The sequence below is a fragment of the Pseudoalteromonas sp. Of11M-6 genome (genome assembly GCF_022347905.1).
Classification (GTDB): Bacteria; Pseudomonadota; Gammaproteobacteria; order Enterobacterales; family Alteromonadaceae; genus Pseudoalteromonas.
The window spans coordinates 118289-139751 of sequence record NZ_JAKRFW010000003.1 but is presented as its reverse complement, the minus strand read 5'-3'; the positions used below and the strand labels follow the sequence as shown (position 1 = coordinate 139751).

The window sequence follows — 21463 nt, the reverse complement described above, 5'->3', positions numbered from 1 at the left end:
AACCATGAGTCAAAGTAAAACCTCGACAATCGTTGTTGGTAAGCTTGGTGCTCCTTATGGCATCAAGGGTTGGCTTAAGGTGCATTCATTTACTGACGATCCCCAAGGGATCTTCGATTTCAGCCCATGGTTGATAGGGCAACAAGGTAAATGGCAAAACCTTGAAGTGAGCGACTGGCGTCGTCACAACAAGGGATATATCGCTAAGTTTGCACAGGTAAACGACAGAGACGAAGCAGTGGCTTATACCAATGCTGAAATCGCTGTTTATGCTGAGCAGCTTCCTGAATTACCTGAAGGGGAGTTTTATTGGCGAGATCTCATCGGCATGTCAGTAGTAACCGATAAAGGCTACGACTTAGGCATAGTTGATGACTTGATGGAGACTGGTTCAAATGACGTTTTGGTTGTGAAAGCAAACAAAAAAGATGCATTTGGCCAATCGGAAAGATTAATTCCATTCTTAACAGACTCTGTTATTTTGGATATTAATCATGACGAGAGAAGAATTACGGTAGATTGGGATCCAGCGTTTTAATGAGTGATCAGCAAAAGCTATGGGTTGGAGTGGTTTCACTTTTTCCTGAGATGTTTGATGCGATAACTCAGCAAGGCGTAACGGGTCGAGCTGTGAAAAACGGCTTGATTGAGTTTAATTGTTGGAACCCAAGAGACTACGCCACTGATAAACATAGAACCGTGGATGATCGCCCTTATGGTGGTGGCCCGGGAATGTTGATGATGGTTGAGCCTCTTAAAAAAGCTATTCTTGATGCCAAAGCGGCAGCAGGAGAAGGCGCTAAAGTAATTTATATGTCCCCTCAAGGGCGAAAGCTAGATCAACAAGGTGCGACTGAATTGGCGCACTCTGAAAAGTTGATTTTAGTAGCGGGTCGTTATGAAGGTATTGATGAGCGGATCATCGAGTCTTATGTAGACGAAGAGTGGTCCATCGGCGATTTTATACTGAGCGGTGGTGAGTTACCTGCCATGACATTAATCGATGCAGTAGCGCGATTAGTGCCAGGTGTGTTAGGTCATAACCAATCAGCAGAGCAAGATTCATTTTCGGATGGCTTGTTGGATTGTCCTCATTATACTCGGCCGGAAACATTGGATGATAAACAGGTGCCTGCTGTATTACTCAGCGGAAACCACCAAGAAATAGCCAAATGGCGCTTAAAGCAGTCTTTGGGTAGAACTTGGCAACGTCGTCCTGACTTGTTGCGTAACCTAGCTCTGACTGAGGAGCAGGCGGCATTACTTGCTGAATTTCAGCAAGAGAATGGCCAAGCTTGTGGCTAGAAGACAGTTACACCTAGGAATGTGAGAAATAAAATGGCAAAAGTAAACCAAAATATTATTAAAGAGCTTGAAGCTGAACAGCTTAAGCAAGACGTACCTGCGTTCGGCGCTGGTGATACAGTAGTTGTACAGGTACGCGTAAAAGAAGGTAACAAAGAGCGTCTACAGGCCTTTGAAGGTGTTGTAATCGCTAAGCGTAACCGTGGTCTACACTCATCTTTCACTGTTCGTAAGATTTCAAGCGGTGAAGGTGTTGAGCGTGTATTCCAAACGCACAGCCCTCTTATCAGCAGCGTAGCAGTTAAGCGTCGTGGTGCGGTTCGTCGCGCTAAGCTTTACTACCTACGTGAGCGTTCTGGTAAATCTGCACGTATTAAAGAGAAACTTAACTAATACGTCGCATTTATCAAATGCAGATAAAACAGGCCGCTTTATGCGGCCTGTTTTGGTTTTATCCCTCTCATTATTTCCATTCTGTGAATACTCACTGACATATCAGGCGTCTTGTCACGATATTTTCATGGTTGCTTACTTTTAAAGCGGCGTACTTCTTGTTAGACTCGGTGTATTATTTAATTTACTACTGTATATATAAGTTTACATCATGAATGGGGCTAACGATTTAGAAGCAATACGCGTTGCAATAGATGATTGCGATAGCGAGCTTGTCGCGCTACTTGCAAAGCGCAAAGCATTGACCGAACAGGTTGGAAAAATAAAACAGCAAAAGGGCGCACCGCTACATGTGCCGAAGCGCGAAGCTGAGCTGATCAAAGCCCGGCGCGCAGAAGCTGATGCCAAAGGGGTAAACCCTGATTTAGTTGAAGATATTCTGCGTCGTATGATGCGAGAAGCCTACGAAAACCAGCAAAGTGAACTCGCCTGTGCCGCACCAAAAATGTCTCCGGTTGTTATTGTCGGTGGCCAAGGCGCCATGGGTAAACTGTTTGCGAAACAGTTTAGACGCTCAGGCTACGAAGTACGCATTTTAGACAAAGACAATCAATCACAGGCTACTGAGCTACTGAGTTATGCAAAATTGGTGCTGGTGAGCGTACCAATTAACGCGCTAGAGCAAGTCGTTAACGAGTTACCAGCGCTACCTGATGATTGTATTCTTGCAGATATTACCTCTGTGAAGCAAGCCCCGCTCAAAGTACTAATGAACAAGCACAACGGCCCTGTGGTCGGTCTACACCCTATGTTTGGTCCAGATATATCTCACTGGGTTAAGCAAACTGTCGTGGTGTGCGAAGGACGTATGCCAAAGCAATGCGAAGGATTAATCAAGCAACTAAAGATCTGGGGCAGCCAGTTGGTACCGATGGACGCTAAAAAACACGACCAATCCATGCAGATCATTCAGGTAATGCGCCACTTAACTACGTTTGTATACGGTCAGTTCTTATCTAAGCAGTGCCATTCATTAAAAGAGCTAAGAAGCTGCTCATCGCCTATCTACCAATTAGAGCTGATGATGGTGGGACGGCTGTTTGCGCAATCCCCTGAGCTTTATTCAGATATTATGCTCGCGCAATTTAATGATGTAGAAGGGTTATTGGCAAGCTATCAAGATACCTTTGAGCAGACATTGACCAAGCTACAACAAGGCGATAAAGAAGGCCTAATGCAATCTTTTTCAGAGGCCAAACAGTATTTCTCAGAAAGCGCGAAACACTTCTTATCACAAAGCCGAGGCCTGCTTAACAAAGCCAATGACGCAAAAGTGTTGGATTATGAGGAAAGTATTTAGCGTCAAGGTATGTCTCCTACATCACAGTGCAAATAGTGTTGCGGGAGTGGCTTTACGCCACGATTTTATGTAGGTCGCCATTTATGGCGACAAATAACTTAGATGCTGATACAAAAGAAATTTGTTCCAATCCCTAGCCTGACGAAGCGAAGTATCAAATAATACCCGTTACTATCTGCATCAATGCTGATAATACAGCTCCAAGCATGAGGTGGGTGTCAGCGATTTCTTTCTTTTTAAAGTGAATGGTTGAATCAAATAAAGAACACGGCTAAGGTTAATACCACAATGGGAAATGTATTAAAAACAAGTGATTCTACTGACTCGTTAACTGCATGGAGTCGCATGGTCAAGTTCCTTAAAGTTATTGCATGTGTTGTTATCGTTGCAGCACTTCTAGTTGGCGCATTGTTTCTGTGGTTTGACCGTTCCCAAGATATAGACTTTTCTGCTTATCAACCAGATTTTTGGGCTACATGTAATGGAAAAATCAACAAGGGTTCAGTTGAATATAGCCGACTTAATAAATGGTTGAAATTAAATGGCTCAAACTGGCAAAACTATGTAGCAACTGCTGCTCCTGGATATTTTTATAAATCAGACAAAATTACGATATATGTACATAAGCATGGTGTTGTTGTTAATTATTACGATGGTCAAAATTGGTCCCAAGTGAACAAGTTTGTTGATACACAGGAAATCTATCATGTTTGCAAAAGCAGTTAACAAGTTAAAGCACTGGAAAACCACCCGCTGTGCTCGTGTTTTCCATTGTTTAAAGCATTAGGTGAACTTTTGATTTTGTGGAATATTGCTATCATTAAGGAAGGCCAAAGCAGTTGGCATTTTCCATCATTTGAAATTCAAGAATATTTATTACCAATCATTAATGTTGGTGGACAAAATTTCGATGAATATGGGCAAACTAATTACACCGTAGAAGATTGCCGTCGTTTGATAAATACGGTAGCTTTCGCTAAAGAAACTCTAGCTCTTATGTCAAAGTCAGTTGTGAGATACGAAACTATTGAGAAAGGTTTGGTTTCATTGAATAAATGCGAAATTATGTCAACTCTAGCGCAATTATCTGAAGCAGCTGAGTTAGCAATAAAACATAAAACGGGCTTGTTGTTCTATGGTGATTAATTCACCTAATGCATACTAGCTTTCTCCATTCAAGTATGCATTACGATTCTTTTTAGCTGCTAATTTGTAGTGGCAATGCTTAGAACTATACAACTTCGTTATGTCGGTGAGTCGTTAATAGACGAATCAATGACACGGTTACTAATTGTATGATGCTGAAAAAGCTATCTTTGGAACGCACAGGTTTGAGATGGGGTGTCAGCGATTTTCTAGCAACAGGCATTATGTGTTAAAGGGTTAACATGAAGTTTCGATTCAAATCTGAAGATATTTTTGTGCTGGCTGGGCGTGGGATCGTATTTCGTGGATACGTGTTGGACGGTGTATTAAAAACGGGACAGACAGTTTCTTTTCAGACGAATGAAGGGAGTCTATCTGCCGAGGTGACTTTAATTGAGTGCAATCGAAAAATAATCCCCAAAACGAGAAAAAATGTAGAAATAGGTATACTCCTCAACAGCTTTAGTCAGTCATATGCAAATGAAGTTATTGCTATGAATCCAACTAAAGAAGCGATGGAACAGTTGCCTTCACCAGTTGAGTTACTAAATACCAAGTACCCTGTTTATTTGCATGAGGTTGAGGGGAAGCCTTGGTGGCGTTTCTGGTAAACGCACATACAAGCGCTTAAAACATTCGCTTCACAAATCGGGCCTAAAGCGTAGCGTATCTTCGCGTTATAGCACCATATTTTCCCTTACCTTAATATTACCATTTTCTACTCTCGCACCATTACAGCAGTCAGGTTTGATTAACCCTAAAGCTCAAACCTGACAGTGGCTATTAGCTTTTTCAGATAAACATATTCCCGCTTGTTACTCACTCAGTATCTTATCTAAATTCGCTTTTGAGCGGGCGACGCTTTCTAGTGGTGTAAGGCCACTTGGGTATTCTTCTTGTTCGATTACCAGCCACTGTGTACCGCCGTGTTGCTGCATGGTTTGGATGAGCGCTTTCCAGGGGTAGTGGTTTTCGCCAATGATTGGGCTTTTGTCATCTCCTTGATGAGTACGTATTTTAATATGTGTCGATACGGTTCTTCCTGCATATCGCTTAACATAATCGCTGGGTGATTTACCTGCGTAAATCACCCAGCCGACATCGAGCTGCAGTGGGAAATCGCTAGGGGTATTGGTGGCGATATAATCCCAAAACGTGCTATTAGCGTATGGGTTAAATTCCTTCTCATGATTATGAAATCCGATCCTCATATCATAACGTTTGGCAATTTGGTGCACTTGGTTAAGCTGTTTTACAAATGCTTGCACTTGGTTTTTATCCCATGCTCTTTCATCCCAAGGAATAAAGAGCGTGGATACGCCTAAGGTTTTGTAAAAGAGTAGGGTGCTTGCTCGTTTTTCTTCAGCTAATGCGTCAAAGCCGATGTGGGCGCTGCTCGCAACTAGGCCGAGTTCGGCTAACCTTTGTTTTAATTTACTTGGGTTATTGGCATAGCTGCCAAAGTTTCCCGCAAACTCAACGCCATCAAATCCCATACTAGCGAGTGCTTGCAAGGTGCCGTCGAAGTCTCTTGCCAATTCATCTTTTACCGACCACAGTTGAACGCTAACGGGCAAAGGTTGAAGGGAAGGCTGTGCATACAGTGGCGAGATAAAAATTAAAGCAATGAACAGCATTACTTGCTTTAATCGGTTGGTGTTTTCAACAAACATGATCTACTCCTAAAGAAAAAGCAGAGCTAGACTCTGCTTCGGTTAGTCATAACAAAATGACTCAAGGGTCAGTCGCGGTACGCATACTGGCTTAGCCCAAGCTCTGCGAGTACGCCATCTAGATGCGCCTTGGCTTCGGCAGTAGGCCCTGGATAATCACCTGCAATTGGCATATTGCCCAGATAACCTATGTCTTGACAGCCCTCAGGTGTGCAGAAGTAAGCGCCGAGAACGAGATCTTTAAAGCGCAAGAATGCTTTACCTATACGCTGAAATTGCTCTGGTGTTTGTGCATTAAAATAAGCAATATCATCCATAATCTTACTTTGCTGCGTTGCGCTAAGTTGTATAAATGGCTTTTTAAAGCGCAAAGTCGACTCATCGTCAATCCAAGCAAGCGCATGGAGTATTGTCACTCTGTCTTTTTGTTGTCCGTGATACGGTGCGCTTACCCATTCATCGATCACACTCGGTACTTGTACTTCAGAAGCCGATGGATGATTTCCTTCCTTTGGCACAATAAAATCAGCTAGTACTGCAACTAACGTGAGCTGCGCTTCGGTGAGGGTGAGCGGCCAAGGTGATTCTGGCGGCATGATCATGTTTGGATCGGTGCCATACCCTTGAGCGCTAACTGGCTTTATTTCAATATCTGGCCAGTGCCCAGCTGCAGCCGTTTCACCTTCAATGGCCTTACTGCAACCAGCGGTGAGTGTCACCGCAGATCCAGCAGCAAGCAAGCCTAACCACTTTAATGACTCGCGACGTGTCATGCCTGAAATATATTTATAAGAATCAACGCGGACAGGTGTATTCATCACAGCGCTCCTTTATCAATTTGTGCCGCCAACCAAGTTGAGTTTCGCATCGCTAAGGTCATAATGGTTAAGGTGCAATTTTTATGGGGGTTAGACGCAAAGACGCCGGCATCCATCACAAATAGATTGTCACAGTCCCATGTTTGGCCCCACTGATTCGTTACCGATTCTTTTGCTGAGCTGCCCATTCTCGTCGTGCCGACCTCATGAATGATCTCACCGCCTTTTGAAATGGCTTTTTCCGCAGGCGGTAGCTCGCCGACTTTGGCACCCATGTTCTCAAGGATCTGCTTAGCGGTTTTGAGACCATGCTCGATTTGCTTAAGCTCTCTGTCAGACCATTTGAAATGGAACTTAGCAACCGGGATCCCCCATTTATCTTTGACGTTTTCGTCAATTTCCATGTAAGAATTTTTGTTCGGTAGCATTTCTCCACGCAGTGCAAATCCAACATAGGAGCCATAAGCGTCACGCACTTGCTGCTTTAATTTGGGGCCATAACCTTGTTTATTGCCAGACACGCCAGAGCCCGGTTGATTAAAGCCGCTGCTAATTTCAAAGTGATAGCCGCGCGGGAAATTAAGCTCACCTTTCTCATGGGCTTTGTGTCCCCACCAAGGAATAAAAAGGTGGTTACCGGTATGGCCGTCTTCGTTATAACGCGGGCGGCCTTTTAACGCAGGGATTTGTGCACCAAGCCAAGCACCTGTAGAGTCCATTAGATTGCGACCTACCTGACCACTTGAGTTTGCAAGTCCCTTGGGATGTTTTGCATGTTTAGAATTAAGCAAAATACGTGCAGATTCACAGGCGCTGGCCGCCAAAATCACTACATCAGCATTGAGTGCATGTTCTTGTGCAGACTTTTTATCGACGTAAGTCACACCAGTTACTTTGCCATCTTCATTCACCGCCACTGACTTCACCATGGCATCGGTGATCACTTCAAGGTTTCCTGTCGCTTTGGCCATCGGAATAAGCGAGGTTGTGGTTTGGAATGCCGCACCAATCGAGCAACCGTGGCCACAAGGCGTGGCGTAAAAACACGCTAAGCGGTCGCCTTTGTTACGAGTCAGCACCGCTCTGTGCATGGGAACCGCTGGGATCCCCATTTTTTTCGCGGCAGCTGCAACCAATAATTCGGGTACTCTTGGCGTCGGTGGTGGCTGTAACACGCCAGGCGCAGAAGGGGGCATGTCATCCAAGCCGGTATTGGTACCGCAGATCCCGACTATTTCTTCTGTTTTGTCATACCAAGGCGCAATGTCTTGATATTCAAACGGCCAATCAGCGCCATGTCCATCGCGGCTTTTGCCCTTAAAGTCGTGTTCACTAAAACGTAGCGAGTAGCGACCCCAGTGATTGGTGCGGCCACCGAGCATACGTGCACGCCACCAATAAAAATCGGTGTTTTCTGCGCGTGTGTATGGTTCATCTGGCACTTGCCAACCGCCATCAATCGTCGCGTCGTAAAAACCAAAGTTCTTATCCTTATTACCAGCGCCCATGAGTGGGGCTTCGCTATTGCGACGGAACATCGGGCTTTCTGTTTTTGGGTCGTAATTTCTGCCAGCTTCTAGCAATAAAACTTTGTGGCCTAGCTTAGTGAGTGTATAAGCGGCCATTGCGCCACCGGCACCTGAGCCAACGACCAATACTTTATGATCAAATGTTGCCATGGTTACAGCTCCTTGATCTTAATGTTTTTAAACCAGACTTTGTCGCCGTGATCTTGCAAGCCGATGTGGCCTTTTTTACCTTCAGCAAACCCTTGCCATGTTGCAAATTTACTATTCTTAACCAAAGCATTCCAAGTGGTGCTGCCAATCACGATACTCGTCGTGCTTACACCATTTTGCCAAACTTGTAGGTGACTATCTTGTAGCTTAATGCGAACTTGGTTCCAAGCTTCGGCAGGTTTATGTGCCGTACTTGGCGCTGCAAACAGGTCATATATAGAACCTGCAAGGTGAGAGTCTATTTTATTGTCTGGGTGTTCTTTGTTATCTAGAATTTGGATTTCTGGGGCGTGGGAGTATATTGCACCGCCTCTTTCATCCGCCAATACAAAGATCCCACTGTTGCCTTTTTTAGAAATCTTCCAATCGAGCTGGAGCTCAAAATTGTGATACTGTTTTTTGGTCAGAATATCGCCGCCACCACCTTGGGTAAGTGTCATCGCGCCGTCCTCAACTTGCCATTGGCTATTTAGGCCGTCACTTTTAAAGTTGCGCCATTGCGACATATCTTTGCCATCGAAAAGCAGTTGCCATCCGGCTTGTTGTTCTTGCGGGCTCAATTGGTTGTCAGTTGTACTAGCGCAAGCCGCACAACTAACAGCCAATGCCAGCGTTAGTATTTTTATAGAGTTGAGCATATTGGAACCTCGTCTGTTCACTTTTTACTTGTTGCTACTTAATACAAAGGGTATTACGCGTATTTCTCAACGCGTTTATTTTTATTGATATAAAGGTAAAGGCCGATAAAAGCGGCAATGAGAATAGCTGGGAATAACAGGATATTTTCAAGCACCGCTTGACCTGCAACTAGTTCTGATTGCTGCGCAGTTAAGTTCGCCGCTTGGGCTTCGAGTCGCGCCGAATCAATCCAACTACCAATTACTGGATTCCACATGCTGACAGCGAACATCCCCGCACCGCCCATTAAAGACATACCAAGTGCGCCTGTTTTTGGGGTATATTCTGCAACACAGCCCAGCATGGTTGGCCAAAAATAAGTGACACCCAAGGCAAATAATATTGCAGCCAAGTAGATTGCTGACCCTTGTGCTTGGCTCATCATGAAAATCCCCGCGGTTGCCAATACCGCAGAGCCGAGTAACACGCCTGTTGGATTAAAACGGTGGACTATTGGGCCGGCAAAGAAGCGACCTAATGCCATCAAGCCTGTGATCAGTGCGAGGATCATCATAGGAGAGGCGCCTGACGCTCCCAGTATGCGTTCAATCCACTGTTGTGTACCAAGTTCAGTGGTTGCTGTTAAGGTCATACAGCAAATTAAAAATAGGTAGAGCGGAGAAAATAGGTGCTTGAGATTGCTGGTGGTGGAATGATCAGTGCGGTCAAATTCAGGAAACTGTGACTTGACCATCATCGCACCGTAAATCAGCGTTGGAATTAATATCAAAGCAACTTGCCATTGCCAATTAAAGCCCGATGCAGTCATGGCATTCGATGCCAGTGCACCAATCACAATGCCGCCTGGAAACCAGACATGAAATCGGTTGAGCATGGTCGTGGTGTTTTTCGGATACATTTCGGCAATCAGTGGATTACAGCCAGCTTCCACTGAACCATTCGCAAAACCGATTAAAAACGTCGAGATCAGCAGTAACCAAAAACCATCAGCGGTAATGGTTAAAACCAACCCTGCAAAGTGGCAAATAAAGGCGAGGGCAACTAACTTTTTAGCGCCAATGGCGTTGTAGATTGCGCCACCTAACATGGTTGCGACGGGAAAGCCCAGAAATGCCATGGCGTTAACCCAACCAAGTTCTGTATCTGAGAGTCCAAACTGCGCACCTAATTGCCCCAAAATGCCTGCGCGAATAGCGAACGTCATTGATGTGACGACCAGTGCAAGGCAACAGAGCTGAAACACGGTCCGATTATGATTATTATTATTCATGGTCGTAGTCCTGTTTATTTTATGCCGAGGATTTGATTATTGCGTTCGGTATCGGTGCTACTTCCTGCAAAATCATCGAAGGCTTTTTCGGTTGGTCTTATCAAGTGCTGTTTGATAAATTCGGCACCTTCTTTGGCCCCATCTTCAGGGTGCTTAATACAGCATTCCCATTCCAATACAGCCCAACCATCAAAACCGTACTGTGTTAACCTACTAAATATTTTCTTAAAGTCGACCTGTCCGTCACCTAATGAACGGAACCGACCTGGCCGTTGTTGCCATCCTTGGTATCCGCCGTAAACACCGCAGCGGCCATTGGGGATAAATTCGGCATCTTTTACATGGAACGCTTTGATACGTTCATGATAGATGTCGATAAACGCTAAGTAGTCCAATTGCTGTAAAACAAAGTGACTTGGATCGTAAAGAATATTGGCTCGCGGGTGATTATTCGTCGCCGCTAAAAAGCGCTCAAAAGTCACGCCATCGTGTAGATCTTCACCTGGATGAAGCTCGTAGCAGACATCCACACCAACCTCGTCAAAGCGGTTCAAAATAGGCAACCAGCGTTTTGCGAGCTCCTCAAACCCTTGTTCCACCAAGCCATTTGGACGTTGTGGCCAGGGGTAAAAGGTATGCCAGAGCAAGGCGCCAGAAAAGCTTGCGTGACTAGTTAGCCCAAGCTTAGCACTGGCACTGGCCGCTAACATTAGCTGCTCGGTTGCCCACTCCATACGAGCCTGAGGCGAGCCATGCACTTTTGCTGGTGCAAAGCCGTCAAACATTTGGTCATAAGCTGGGTGCACCGCCACTAATTGACCCTGCAAATGGGTTGATAGCTCTGAAATAGTAAGGCCATGCTCTGCAGCAATACCAGTGATCTCGTCGCAATAATCTTGGCTTTCAGCGGCTTTTTGCAGATCGAACAGTCGCTGTTCCCAACTTGGTAGCTGAATACCTTTATAACCTAGGTTACTTGCCCACTGGCAAATACTATTAAAATTGTTAAATGGCACCTCGTCCGAGACAAACTGCGCGAGAAAAATAGCGGGTCCTTTAATTTGCTTCATTCTTATTTTATCCAATGGTAAAGGGGTGCCACTTAGTGTCTTTTGCACTAGCTGCGACCGCGTTTTCAATAAATGCCATGCCACGGACTGCAGCGTTAATACTTGGCACGTCAAATTCTTCGTGCTGCACATCGGGTTGCAGCTGATGCGCACGAATAAGGCTGGCGAAGTTAAGGTAGATATTTGCAAATGCTTCCAGATATCCCTCAGGGTGACCGGCTGGCACACGAGTTGCGCTAATGGCTGCTTGGCTAAGTGAACCCACTCCTGTGCGGATCAACTGAGCTGGAGCATTTGCCGCACGTAACCACAAACTATTAGGCTCCATTTGCGACCATTCGATACTGGCTTTGTCACCATAGATTTTTAAGGTGAGATTATTTTCTTCGCCAAGGGCTATTTGGCTTGCCATCAACACGCCCTTTGCACCGTTGCCAAAGCGCAGTAACACGGTGCCGTCATCGTCGAGCTGTCGGCCGGACACAACCGTGTTTAAATCCGCACAAAGCGCCTCTATCTCCAAGCCACTCACATATTCGGCGAGGTTCGCTGCGTGCACACCGATATCGCCCATACAACAACTCACGCCAGACTTACTTGCATCTAGTCGCCAGCTGGCTTGCTTGCTGTTTTCGTCATCAGCACTTGCAAGCCATCCTTGACTATATTCAACGACGACTTTGCGTATTTTGCCAAGTTCGCCATTTGCGATGCGGTGGCGTGCTTCTTTCACCATTGGGTAGCCGGTATAGGTGTGTGTTAATCCGTACAAGCAATTGCTCTTCTGAAGCTGTGTTTGTAGACGCAGAGCCTCAGATAAATTGAGCGTTGCAGGTTTATCACTCAAGACGTGAAAGCCGTGTTCGATAGCGGCTGTGGCAATCGGAAAATGCAAATGGTTTGGGGTCACGATGGCAACAAAGTGGATGCGCTCCGACTCTGGTAGTTCCGCCTCTTGTTGTAAGAGTGCTTGGTAGCTGGTATAGCAACGTGCTGGGTTAAGCCCGAGTTGCTGGCCCATTGCTAGGCTTTTGTTTGGATCGGCGCTAAATGCGCCTGCAACAAGTTCAATTTGACCATCTAAACGCGCGGCTATGCGGTGCACAGCACCTATGAAAGCGCCTTCTCCACCACCGATCATGGCCATGCGGATTTTGTTATTATCCATCGTTTAGCTCCGTCTCCGTCGAGTTATCGAGGTAAGTTAATCTGATGTTATTGATAATAGGTAACAGAGGCGCCAAAGTGATAATAAAAATTCGGTTGACAATGCAACAAAATCGGCGTTTAAAATAAATTATTATAATTATAAAAAGGCGGTAAGTAGGGCAATGGAAGAGCAAACAATATTGAATAAAGCTGGCGTAAATCAATTGATTGCAGCATTTGATCTGATCCCAGACATCCTCTTTTGGGTCAAAGACACAAAAAGTAGAATAGTGCATGCGAACCAACACTTTGTTGAACATCAGGGCTATAAAACCCTAGATCAAATCTTACTGAAAACCGATTTTGACTTTTCACCGCAACACTTGGCATTCCAATACGTTAACGATGATAAACGAGTGATGGAAGGCTTTATCGTGACGGATAGATTAGAACTCAATCAAACCGCAAATGGGGAATTGGCATGGTTTTCCACGTCAAAAAAAGTGTTACTTGATGGCGAAAATGCGATTATGGGCACTTATGGTGTTACACGACATCTAGCGAAAACGTCAAAGGCGTTGTCTCACGTAAGAGCCATTGAAGCGCCCGTTGAATTTATTCGGGCACATTACCATCGTCATATTTGTATCGAAGAATTGGCGGAACTTGCTCACCTGTCGGTAAGCGCACTGGAGCGTAGATTTAAAAAGCATTTAGCCAAAACTCCCAATCAATTTATCAACGAAGTGAGATTGGAAAATGCCCGTAAATTATTGGTCGAAACACGTTTACCAGTATCACAAGTCGCTTATCAGTGTGGCTTTTCAGAGCCAAGTTATTTTAGCAAGCAGTTTCGTCGTTTATTTGGTGAAATCCCGTCGCAATTACGTAAGGAGTTAACGTCGAGCGAGCGTTAACGCTGCGACTTCTGGTGGTAATGCTGGTGTCACCAGCGCATTTGCGTACTCGGCAGCTAACCATGGGCGTATAGGCATAGCAATGCCCCCAACTAGCGCGACTTTCTGTGCCCCTAAGCTCTGCAAATGACGGACATAACGCTCAATAAACCGTGCCGCGCTACTTAAGATTTGCTCAGCATAGGGATCGTTTGGCGTAGCAAAAACATGTTGAGCAAACTGGGCAAAATACTGGGGAGTGGCGTTTAGCGTGAGTTTGACTAGCTGTTCGGTACTGTGGCAATTCATGGCAGCCAAAAACGACTCAATCATCAGACTGCTAGGGGATAGTGTATCAAGCACTTCGATGGCATGCTTCACTAAACTCAAACCGATCCAACTGCCACTTGCACCATCACTGAGTAATAATCCGTGGCCACCGAACTCCCTAAATTGTCCATGCGTCACCAGACCCGCGCAAAATCCGGTGCCAAGAATGATTACACCGCCATCTTCGTGTTGATGCGCACCAAGGCAAGCTATGTGTGCATCGGTTGAAAATTGAAAACGTGCAAAAGGGGAACGCCATTGCTGCATCGCCTCACAAGCCGTCGTGACATTCGCGCCGGCAAGTCCTGCAAAAGCACTGATGTTGGCAATATCGTGGTGGGGGATTTTTGCGTTTGTCAGCGCTGTCATTGTTGCGCTCAACATTGACTCTTGGGCCTGATGTATTGATGTTGCTATGTTTGCAGGGCCGCTGGTGGCCTCGGCAAGGAGCTGTCCATGTTGATCCTCGAGGCGGACTTTACATTTCGTACCGCCACCATCAATCCCTAAAAATAGCTTCGATGCTGTCATTGTATTGCCTTTTCTGATCCGGTGAGTATTGCATTAACTAGCCTTGGGCAAACTTCATCGCCATGATGCACGCCAGAGTGAGTATGTAGAGAGAGTGGACCAAATTCACTTAAAAGCCAAAGATCCGCGGCGTTTTTCGTGTTGACCCCTCCACCGATCACCACTTCGATTTCAGCATTGAGTTTTTTCAGTAAGGCAATGAGCTGACTGGTACCAAACGCTGCGCCTTTACCACTTTGCCATGTATTGCCGGCGCTTAAGACCCGCTCAACGCCTAACTCTAGCAGCGTCTCGGCTGCCTGCTGCCAGTTTGCAGCGGCATCAAAGGCGCGATGAAAGGTGACAGAAAGGCCTAAGGATTTTGCCGTGGCAATGAGTGCGCTACAGTGGTCAGCCGCTATCTCCTGATTGTCGTCGATAAAACCAAGCGCAATACCGGTTGCACCCGCGCAAGCAATGCCATCTATCTCTTTTTGTAACTGATAGAGCATGGTGTCATCAATAAAAAAATGCGGCGCTTGGCGTAACATCACAATACATTCGCCAAAGCTTGGTAAATACTGGGCAACTGCCGCTATCGCCGTCGGGTTTGGGGTCAAGCCACCGCAACTCAGAACACCACAGAGCTCTATCCTTGTTGCACCTGATGCAAAAGCAATTTGTGCATTTCGCTGCAACAAATGAGGATTATCGCTGCTGAGGCATATTTCCAAGTTTTTACCTGAATAGTTTGCCGAATTCATATTTCACTCTTGAAGTTGAATAATTTTAAAGTTTAAAATGCTTGGTTTTGAATATTTAATTAGTTCAATAAAAACATTTAGTTACACGTGTTTGGAACGTTTTTAAATTGCCTAATATAGAAACTAATAATGAGTTTTTATGTTAATCAGACTATAAACCAAGGAAATTGAAATTGGATCTTTTTTTGACCTAAACGCCGATTTTGTCTTAGTGCAAACCGAAATTCTATTATCACTTTTTGTAGAGCGCTCCTATTCTGAACGAGTGTTTCACAAACCATTAACCCCTATAGGGAAACAAAAAAGGGTCGTCACAAAGTCATGCGTCATGGAGCAGCAAGGGACGTCGTGGCTTTACAAATTATAAAAAACTTGGAGATAGGAATGGCCAATAATAATAACAGACGCCATGTGACAGGAAGGTCACGGCAATTTAGCAAGTCTGCACTGGTCCTCGCTATGTTATCAGCTACTAACTGGGCAATGGCTGAAGAAACCGAAAAAGGGGAAGCGCAGGAAATCGAAACGATTGAGGTGCGTGGGATCCGCGCATCTATGGCCGAAAACTTGGCGATTAAGCGTTTATCAAACGCGATTGTGGATGCCATTACAGCAGAAGACATTGGCAAGTTTCCCGATAAAAATGTGGCGGATTCACTGCAACGCGTACCCGGTGTGGTGATTTCTCGTAGTGGCGGGGAAGGGGAAAACGTCAGTATTCGTGGTCTTTCCTCTGATCTTACTTTTACGCAGTTAAACGGCAACTTTATCGCGTCTTCTCCGGGCTCGCCGTCGCGCTCTTTTAGTTACTCTTTGTTGCCTTCTACCATGGTGCAATCGGTTGAGGTGTTTAAGTCTTCTGAGGCGCGTTTAGATGAAGGTGGGGTCGGCGGCACGGTTATTCTACACAGCCGTAAACCACTGGATATGGAGGCAAATTCTGGGGCGTTAAATGTTGAATATACCTACGCTGATGTGACTGAAGAGTACGAGCCTAATTTTAGCGGCGTTTATTCTTGGAAGAACGAAGAAGAAACCTTTGGCTTGCTAGTTGGTTATACCAAACAAGACCGTACCAACCGCTCTTTAGGCGGTGATATGTCGGGCGGTGGCGGTTGGCGTTGGGCAACGAGTTCAGACTTGCCAGCAACGGACACGGCGGGCAATGTGATTGCCGATAGTACACGTCGATTTGCAGCGTTAGAAGATGCTTATGGTAACGTTTATGATGGTGTTTGGGCACCGCAAGTTGCAGGTATTGGGGTAACCAAAGAAAAACGTGAACGTCAGGGGCTACAAGCCACCATTCAATGGCGTCCAATAGATGATTTATCTTTAACATTCAATCATTTTCATTTTGAGCTTGGGCAAAATCGCACCACGTCACAAATGTGGATCCCAGAATGGAAGTACAACCCAGATTATCTTACCGGTATTACTCTAGACGAAACCGGTACGATTGTGACTGGCATGGACTTTACCAGTGGCGCTGGTGGCACTGAAGGGAATCTTGAATTTCCTTGGATCATTGGTAGTTATACGGTAGAAAAAGATACCTCGGATACCTACGACTTTGCCTTTGAGTATGCCGGTGACTTATATGACTTACGCGGTAAATTTGGTCACACTGAAGCCAGCGGTGGCCCTTCAGAATCTTGGAGTGCGGCGTATAAAAGCGGCCAACCTGCGAGTCGCAGCGATTCCGGGCAGGTTGAAAACGCCGCTTCATTTGCAGGGTGGCGATTAGGTGACAGAGTGTCGCTGTACGCTGATCCCGCTTTGTTGTCTAACCTTCAGGCTGGTATTGCCGGCGATCCCGATCCGGGTTCGACAGGTTCAAGCTTTGTCGTCAGTGACTTAGAAGAGGACTATGCTCAGTTAGACCTTGATTATCGCGTCGGGTACGGCATCGTTGATACGCTGCGCGTCGGTGCTAAATATCGTAAAGCAACACTACACCGCGAAACCAACAACACCTTCTTCATTACTCAAGATGGGGCTGACAGAATTGCCAGTGGCGAGCTAGATCCATTTAGTCAAGGTGCCATTGATGAAGTGTCTTATCAGTGGATTGGGGGTATGCCAAAACTGGAGGATATTTTGAATGCAACGTCTGAACAAAATATCCCAGGCGGTTTTGAAGTGAATGCGATGCCCACGATCAATTGGGATCGATACCGAGAAATCGTGACCAGTGAATATGTTAAGCACACGCGCCGTGAGCCTGATTTTGTGTTCGACATAGAAGAAGAGATCATGGCCGCCTATCTACAGGCCGATTTTTCTTTTGGAGATTTTAGAGGAAACATCGGGGTACGCTATGTTGAGACTGAAACGCAGATTATGTCGTCGGATAAAATTAACTACTTTTTAGATGACATTGATGATGTCACCGAAGAGGATATCTTAGGTGATGAGCGCCTTATTGACGTTGAAACCACCACCGTGCGTACCGTAACCGACTCGCAATTTTTACCTAGTTTCAATATTGTCTGGGATGCCAGCGACAATCTTGTCATACGTGGTGCTATCGCCAAAACGATGTCTCGAGCTCCGTTCAACGACATGGGGGCGCCAGAGCAGCTGACCTTTATCTCTCAAGAATGGGCAGACGATAGACTAGAGTTTAGAGGTAACCCTGTGGAGCCTGGGTGGCGTGGCTCAGGGGGTAACAAGGCGCTAAAACCATTTGAATCGGTACAGATGGATTTATCTGCGGAGTATTATTATGGCGAAGGATCTGCGGTTGGCATTGCGGTATTCAACAAAGACGTAGATAACTTTATCGTGCCCTTGATTATTACCTCAGTAAGGCCGTTTGAGGGCTTTGATAACCCTTTTACCGGTGTTGAAATTGTACCGCCGGGTGATATTACCGTCACGCCGTTTACCACCACCGCCAATGGTACAAACGCAACCTCTCGGGGAATAGAGCTGTTTGCACAACATGCATTCGACAATGGCTTTGGTCTCAACGTTAACTACACCCTAAACGATACCAATCAGGCAGACATTAGCGTAGACGGTGAAAAGGTCGGTGAGTCTGCGCTTGTTGGCAGTGCCGATAATCAATTTAACTTCTCCGCCTATTACGAGAATGACACTTTTAGTGTCAGAGCATCATATAACCGCCGAGGAGAAACCGCTTTGGGGCTTGCCGACGGACTCACTGTATATCAGGAACCATACCAACAAGTTGATGTGAATGCTTCTTATAACTTGATGGAAAACCTGATCCTAACCGCGTCTGTGATCAACCTAACCAAAGAAGAACCGAGAACCTTTTATGGTGAAGATTCTAAAGCGAGATTGCGCAGCAGCAGCTACACCGGGCAGCGCTACTATGCCGGGATCACCTATCGATTTTAATTTTGGCGATAACCATAAAGTAATGCAAACAGGGTGAAGTCGTGTCAGCACAACGAGAAACAATATCACGGCTTATCACCTGCTTGTGGTGCGTTTATATCAGCCTAGTCACACGAGTTGGTTGATATGTAAGAAGGGATAAATATGAAAACGTTAAATAAAATAAGAAATGCGATCCCGCTCATTGCCGTTAGCAGTTTATTGGCTGCATGTGGCGGCGGGAGCGATGACCCAAAAGTTGAAGAAGTGCCAGTAACCCCTGCTGTGACGACGGCAGAAGTATCTGGTTCAGTGATAAAAGGCGCGTTGAGCCAAGCCCGCATTTCGGTGACGGCGCTCAATGGCTCTAGCATGATGATGGATGAGAACTCGGCAACCAGTCAATCGGGGGAGTTGTTTATTGAACTGACGGGTAAAGCCGGGTTTGGCATTAATTCCACCATTAAAGTGACCGCCACAACGAGTGAAGGCTCGCAGATGCGCTGCGACGCCAGTCGCTGTGGTTCTGCAGGAATTGGGGAGCAGGTAAGTGGCGATTACATTGCTGGTGTGACTTTGGCTACCTTAAGTCATGTCGCCGTGCCGTTTGGTTCAAATGCCGATGGCAGTGCTGATGCTACCATACAAATCAACGCCTTGACGACACTAGCAACCATGCTGGTAGAGCAGCAAATTGCTGAGGGGCGTAATGTCTCTACTCCCGAATTAATGGCATTGGCAAAAGTGGAGATGTCTGCGTTATTGCTTCGGGCCCTTGGCTGGCAAACCGGGAACATCAATGTTTTTGAGTTACCTGTGGTTAGCGCTGATCAATTAACGAATTTTGAATTAGGAGAAACTTGCACAACCTCTGACTCTGGTGAGCAAAGTTGTGAGATGACATATGTTTCCGAAAGTGTGCAAAAGCTTTCTCTATTCAATGCCGCGTTTGCACAGTTTGACGAGCAAGGTTCTTTGCAAGGCGTCTTAAGCGACTCAGCTAGCAATCTTAGCGCCGCACTTGGCGGTGATGAAGTTGCACTTGAAGCGCTTCGATTGCCAATTTACAACGCGCTTCAAGCTCACCCATTAACTGCGCAGCTAGATCTTAGTGCCGATAGTATTATGGACTTAGCGTTACCATTATTTGATGAACCGGTATCCACGGGACCGATGCAGCAAGTCGTGACATCAGGTGCCACTATCACAGCAAGAAATGCTATTGGTGATGCCGAGAGTGCAGACAAAGCATTTGATGGCGATCCACAAACTAAGTGGCTTGACCACAATGACTGGCAGGGGCCACCTACTGAGGAAGCGCCATCTTGGATCCAGGTGGATTTTCCCACTCAACAAGCAATTAGCGGTGTTTACATTACCAGTGCTAATGATGCCCCAGAGCGAGACCCTGAAAACCTCTCGTTATTAGCTTCTAACGATGAGGGCGCGAGTTGGGTTAATTTGGGTAATGTGGTTGGGGCGTCGTTTGAAGCGCGCTTTGAACGTCAAGGCTTTGTATTTGGTAATGCGCAAAAGTATACAAGCTACCGAATTGCAGTGACAAAGAACAAAAATAACGATGGCTTACTGCAAATTGGAGAAATTCAATTTGTTGGGCCGGTTTATCCGAGCGTTGACCATACGAATACTGAGACGTTTGCGGTCACGGCAAGCAATAGTATCGGTGAGGCGGAAAACCAAGATAAGGCATTTGATAACGACCCAACCACTAAGTGGCTAGATCATAATGATTGGCAAGGCCCGCCTACCGTCGAAGCGCCTTCATGGATCCAAGTAGACTTTAATGAGGCGGTGGCGGTTAATCAGCTTGCGATAACGAGCGCCAATGATGCACCAGAGCGAGATCCTGAGAACTTTGCTTTGTTTGGCTCTAACGATAACGGGGTTACATGGCAGCATTTGAGTAATTGGGTTGGTGAGTCTTTTGAAGCGCGAGGGGAGCGTCAAAGCTTTGTGGTAGCGAATCAATTGCCATACCAAAGCTATCGTCTTGAGATAACCAAGAACAAAAATAATGACGGCTTGATGCAGCTTGCTGAGATTGAATTAATCGGTCCAGAAATCTCTGGATTAGATCATGCACAAGTACAAGGTGCGAGTTACTCGGCGCGTTTTAGCATTAGTGATTCAGAGGGCGCAGCGCAAGCATTTGATAAAAATGTTGAGACTAAATGGCTCGATCACAACGACTGGCAGGGGCCACCCACTGTTGAAAATCCGGCTTGGGTTCAAGTTAGCTTGCCGCAAGCGCAAGCGGTAAATACTTTGTACATTACCAGCGCCAATGATGCGCCGGAGCGTGACCCTGAAAACTTCCAACTTTTAGCATCTCACGATGGGGAAGTGTGGCAAGTATTAAATACTTGGGTAGGAGAATCGTTTGAATCGCGTTTTGAACGTCGTGCCTTCGCGTTTGCTAATGGTTTGGCTTACTCACATTATCGCTTGTCTATCAGTAAAAATGCGAATAATGATGGATTAGTGCAAGTAGCTGAAATTGAACTCGCTGGACCTCAGTATGCACTTGAAGATTTATCTGATTTGGCTGGAACAAGCTTTACCGCGCGTAATCGTATTGGAGATGCAGAAAGTGAACAAAAGGCGTTTGATAATGATATCGAGACAAAATGGCTAGATCACAATGAGTGGCAAGGCCCGCCAACAGAGGAATCACCATCTTGGATCCAAGCTGATTTTACTACGCCACAGATTGTGAGTGGTTTGGCAATCACCAGTGCCAATGATGCACCAGAGCGCGATCCCGAAAACTTCCAGTTACTGGGTTCTAATGATGGCGGTGAGACGTGGACAGAAGTTGCGGTTTGGGTGGGAGAAAGCTGGGATGAGCGCTTACAACGAAGAGCGTTTACTTTCTCCAATGCTTTTGCCTATAGCAGTTATCGTCTAAATATTAGCAAAAATGCGAATAACGATGGCTTAGTACAGATCTCAGAAATCGAGCTCCTAGGCCTTAGCGGCGAATAGCCTGAATATCCTAAGGTTAAACAAATCTCAACCAAAAAAAGCCAGAA

Annotated in this window: 19 protein-coding genes; 10 read left to right on the top strand and 9 right to left on the bottom strand. The window is 45.8% G+C overall.

The features are described 5' to 3' along the window. Positions 1-4: 4 nt before the first annotated feature. From rimM to MHN32_RS03115, 7 genes are all read left to right on the top strand, one after another. Positions 5-538, top strand: a complete 534-nt coding sequence (gene rimM, locus MHN32_RS03145) for a ribosome maturation factor RimM (protein ID WP_239420860.1) — start codon at positions 5-7, stop codon at positions 536-538. After that, positions 538-1305 carry a tRNA (guanosine(37)-N1)-methyltransferase TrmD gene (gene trmD, locus MHN32_RS03140; protein ID WP_239420859.1) on the top strand — a complete coding sequence of 256 codons (768 nt, stop codon included), beginning with the start codon at positions 538-540 and terminating at the stop codon, positions 1303-1305. The genes rimM and trmD overlap by 1 nt, the downstream gene beginning before the upstream one ends. A 33-nt stretch (positions 1306-1338) precedes the next feature. Continuing rightward, positions 1339-1698 (top strand): 50S ribosomal protein L19, encoded by a 360-nt coding sequence (gene rplS, locus MHN32_RS03135; protein ID WP_017216162.1) that lies wholly within the window; start codon positions 1339-1341, stop codon positions 1696-1698. Between the two features lie 211 nt (positions 1699-1909). After that, positions 1910-3058 (top strand): bifunctional chorismate mutase/prephenate dehydrogenase, encoded by a 1149-nt coding sequence (tyrA, locus tag MHN32_RS03130; RefSeq protein ID WP_239420858.1) that lies wholly within the window; start codon positions 1910-1912, stop codon positions 3056-3058. 288 nt (positions 3059-3346) lie between these two features. After that, positions 3347-3784: a hypothetical protein gene (locus MHN32_RS03125; RefSeq protein WP_174169992.1), complete on the top strand. Its 438-nt coding sequence runs from the start codon at positions 3347-3349 to the stop codon at positions 3782-3784. A 45-nt stretch (positions 3785-3829) separates the two neighbouring features. Next, positions 3830-4204, top strand: coding sequence for a hypothetical protein (locus MHN32_RS03120; protein ID WP_174169993.1), 375 nt, complete (start codon positions 3830-3832; stop codon positions 4202-4204). A 242-nt stretch (positions 4205-4446) separates the two neighbouring features. Then, positions 4447-4815: a hypothetical protein gene (locus MHN32_RS03115; protein WP_174169994.1), complete on the top strand. Its 369-nt coding sequence runs from the start codon at positions 4447-4449 to the stop codon at positions 4813-4815. A gap of 204 nt (positions 4816-5019) precedes the next feature. Here MHN32_RS03115 and MHN32_RS03110 read toward each other — a convergent pair whose 3' ends face one another. From MHN32_RS03110 to MHN32_RS03080, 7 genes are all read right to left on the bottom strand, one after another. Continuing rightward, positions 5020-5877: a TIM barrel protein gene (locus MHN32_RS03110; protein ID WP_206471083.1), complete on the bottom strand. Its 858-nt coding sequence runs from the start codon at positions 5875-5877 to the stop codon at positions 5020-5022. 68 nt (positions 5878-5945) lie between these two features. Next, positions 5946-6695, bottom strand: coding sequence for a gluconate 2-dehydrogenase subunit 3 family protein (locus MHN32_RS03105; protein WP_010606696.1), 750 nt, complete (start codon positions 6693-6695; stop codon positions 5946-5948). Continuing rightward, positions 6695-8374: a GMC family oxidoreductase gene (locus tag MHN32_RS03100; protein WP_239420857.1), complete on the bottom strand. Its 1680-nt coding sequence runs from the start codon at positions 8372-8374 to the stop codon at positions 6695-6697. The genes MHN32_RS03105 and MHN32_RS03100 overlap by 1 nt, the downstream gene beginning before the upstream one ends. Before the next feature lie 2 nt (positions 8375-8376). Further along, a complete protein-coding gene (locus tag MHN32_RS03095; RefSeq protein ID WP_174169997.1) occupies positions 8377-9072 on the bottom strand; it encodes a DUF1080 domain-containing protein in 696 nt (231 codons plus the stop codon). Positions 9073-9125: 53 nt separating this feature from the next. Beyond that, positions 9126-10343, bottom strand: coding sequence for an MFS transporter (locus MHN32_RS03090; protein ID WP_239420856.1), 1218 nt, complete (start codon positions 10341-10343; stop codon positions 9126-9128). 14 nt (positions 10344-10357) lie between these two features. Then, on the bottom strand, positions 10358-11413 hold the full coding sequence (locus tag MHN32_RS03085) for a sugar phosphate isomerase/epimerase (RefSeq protein ID WP_239420855.1): 1056 nt from the start codon (positions 11411-11413) through the stop codon (positions 10358-10360). Between the two features lie 7 nt (positions 11414-11420). Next, positions 11421-12581: a Gfo/Idh/MocA family oxidoreductase gene (locus MHN32_RS03080; RefSeq protein ID WP_174169999.1), complete on the bottom strand. Its 1161-nt coding sequence runs from the start codon at positions 12579-12581 to the stop codon at positions 11421-11423. A gap of 163 nt (positions 12582-12744) precedes the next feature. Between MHN32_RS03080 and MHN32_RS03075 the strand changes: the two genes are divergently transcribed. After that, a complete protein-coding gene (locus MHN32_RS03075) occupies positions 12745-13479 on the top strand; it encodes an AraC family transcriptional regulator (protein WP_010606702.1) in 735 nt (244 codons plus the stop codon). Here MHN32_RS03075 and MHN32_RS03070 read toward each other — a convergent pair. Both MHN32_RS03070 and MHN32_RS03065 read right to left on the bottom strand, forming a co-directional pair. Then, the gene (locus MHN32_RS03070) at positions 13459-14319 is read right to left on the bottom strand and encodes a BadF/BadG/BcrA/BcrD ATPase family protein (RefSeq protein WP_211858013.1); all 861 of its coding nucleotides are present in this window, start codon (positions 14317-14319) and stop codon (positions 13459-13461) included. The genes MHN32_RS03075 and MHN32_RS03070 overlap by 21 nt on opposite strands. After that, positions 14316-15062: a copper homeostasis protein CutC gene (locus tag MHN32_RS03065; protein ID WP_010606704.1), complete on the bottom strand. Its 747-nt coding sequence runs from the start codon at positions 15060-15062 to the stop codon at positions 14316-14318. The genes MHN32_RS03070 and MHN32_RS03065 overlap by 4 nt, the downstream gene beginning before the upstream one ends. Positions 15063-15446: 384 nt before the next feature. Here MHN32_RS03065 and MHN32_RS03060 point away from each other — a divergent pair, with 384 nt between their 5' ends. Together MHN32_RS03060 and MHN32_RS03055 are read left to right on the top strand one after the other, a co-directional pair. Then, positions 15447-18431 (top strand): TonB-dependent receptor, encoded by a 2985-nt coding sequence (locus MHN32_RS03060; RefSeq protein ID WP_239420854.1) that lies wholly within the window; start codon positions 15447-15449, stop codon positions 18429-18431. A gap of 144 nt (positions 18432-18575) precedes the next feature. After that, positions 18576-21416, top strand: a complete 2841-nt coding sequence (locus MHN32_RS03055; protein ID WP_239420853.1) for a discoidin domain-containing protein — start codon at positions 18576-18578, stop codon at positions 21414-21416. Positions 21417-21463 lie beyond the last annotated feature (47 nt).

Excerpts from the sequence above, each read along its gene's own strand:
- rimM (WP_239420860.1), top strand. The coding sequence starts at position 5 with ATGAGTCAAAGTAAAACCTCGACAATCGTTGTTGGTAAGCTTGGTGCT.
- trmD (WP_239420859.1), top strand. The coding sequence starts at position 538 with ATGAGTGATCAGCAAAAGCTATGGGTTGGAGTGGTTTCACTTTTTCCT.
- rplS (WP_017216162.1), top strand. The coding sequence starts at position 1,339 with ATGGCAAAAGTAAACCAAAATATTATTAAAGAGCTTGAAGCTGAACAG.
- tyrA (WP_239420858.1), top strand. The coding sequence starts at position 1,910 with ATGAATGGGGCTAACGATTTAGAAGCAATACGCGTTGCAATAGATGAT.
- MHN32_RS03125 (WP_174169992.1), top strand. The coding sequence starts at position 3,347 with ATGGGAAATGTATTAAAAACAAGTGATTCTACTGACTCGTTAACTGCA.
- MHN32_RS03115 (WP_174169994.1), top strand. The coding sequence starts at position 4,447 with ATGAAGTTTCGATTCAAATCTGAAGATATTTTTGTGCTGGCTGGGCGT.
- MHN32_RS03110 (WP_206471083.1), bottom strand. The coding sequence starts at position 5,877 with ATGTTTGTTGAAAACACCAACCGATTAAAGCAAGTAATGCTGTTCATT.
- MHN32_RS03105 (WP_010606696.1), bottom strand. The coding sequence starts at position 6,695 with ATGAATACACCTGTCCGCGTTGATTCTTATAAATATATTTCAGGCATG.
- MHN32_RS03100 (WP_239420857.1), bottom strand. The coding sequence starts at position 8,374 with ATGGCAACATTTGATCATAAAGTATTGGTCGTTGGCTCAGGTGCCGGT.
- MHN32_RS03095 (WP_174169997.1), bottom strand. The coding sequence starts at position 9,072 with ATGCTCAACTCTATAAAAATACTAACGCTGGCATTGGCTGTTAGTTGT.
- MHN32_RS03090 (WP_239420856.1), bottom strand. The coding sequence starts at position 10,343 with ATGAATAATAATAATCATAATCGGACCGTGTTTCAGCTCTGTTGCCTT.
- MHN32_RS03085 (WP_239420855.1), bottom strand. The coding sequence starts at position 11,413 with ATGAAGCAAATTAAAGGACCCGCTATTTTTCTCGCGCAGTTTGTCTCG.
- MHN32_RS03080 (WP_174169999.1), bottom strand. The coding sequence starts at position 12,581 with ATGGATAATAACAAAATCCGCATGGCCATGATCGGTGGTGGAGAAGGC.
- MHN32_RS03075 (WP_010606702.1), top strand. The coding sequence starts at position 12,745 with ATGGAAGAGCAAACAATATTGAATAAAGCTGGCGTAAATCAATTGATT.
- MHN32_RS03070 (WP_211858013.1), bottom strand. The coding sequence starts at position 14,319 with ATGACAGCATCGAAGCTATTTTTAGGGATTGATGGTGGCGGTACGAAA.
- MHN32_RS03065 (WP_010606704.1), bottom strand. The coding sequence starts at position 15,062 with ATGAATTCGGCAAACTATTCAGGTAAAAACTTGGAAATATGCCTCAGC.
- MHN32_RS03060 (WP_239420854.1), top strand. The coding sequence starts at position 15,447 with ATGGCCAATAATAATAACAGACGCCATGTGACAGGAAGGTCACGGCAA.
- MHN32_RS03055 (WP_239420853.1), top strand. The coding sequence starts at position 18,576 with ATGAAAACGTTAAATAAAATAAGAAATGCGATCCCGCTCATTGCCGTT.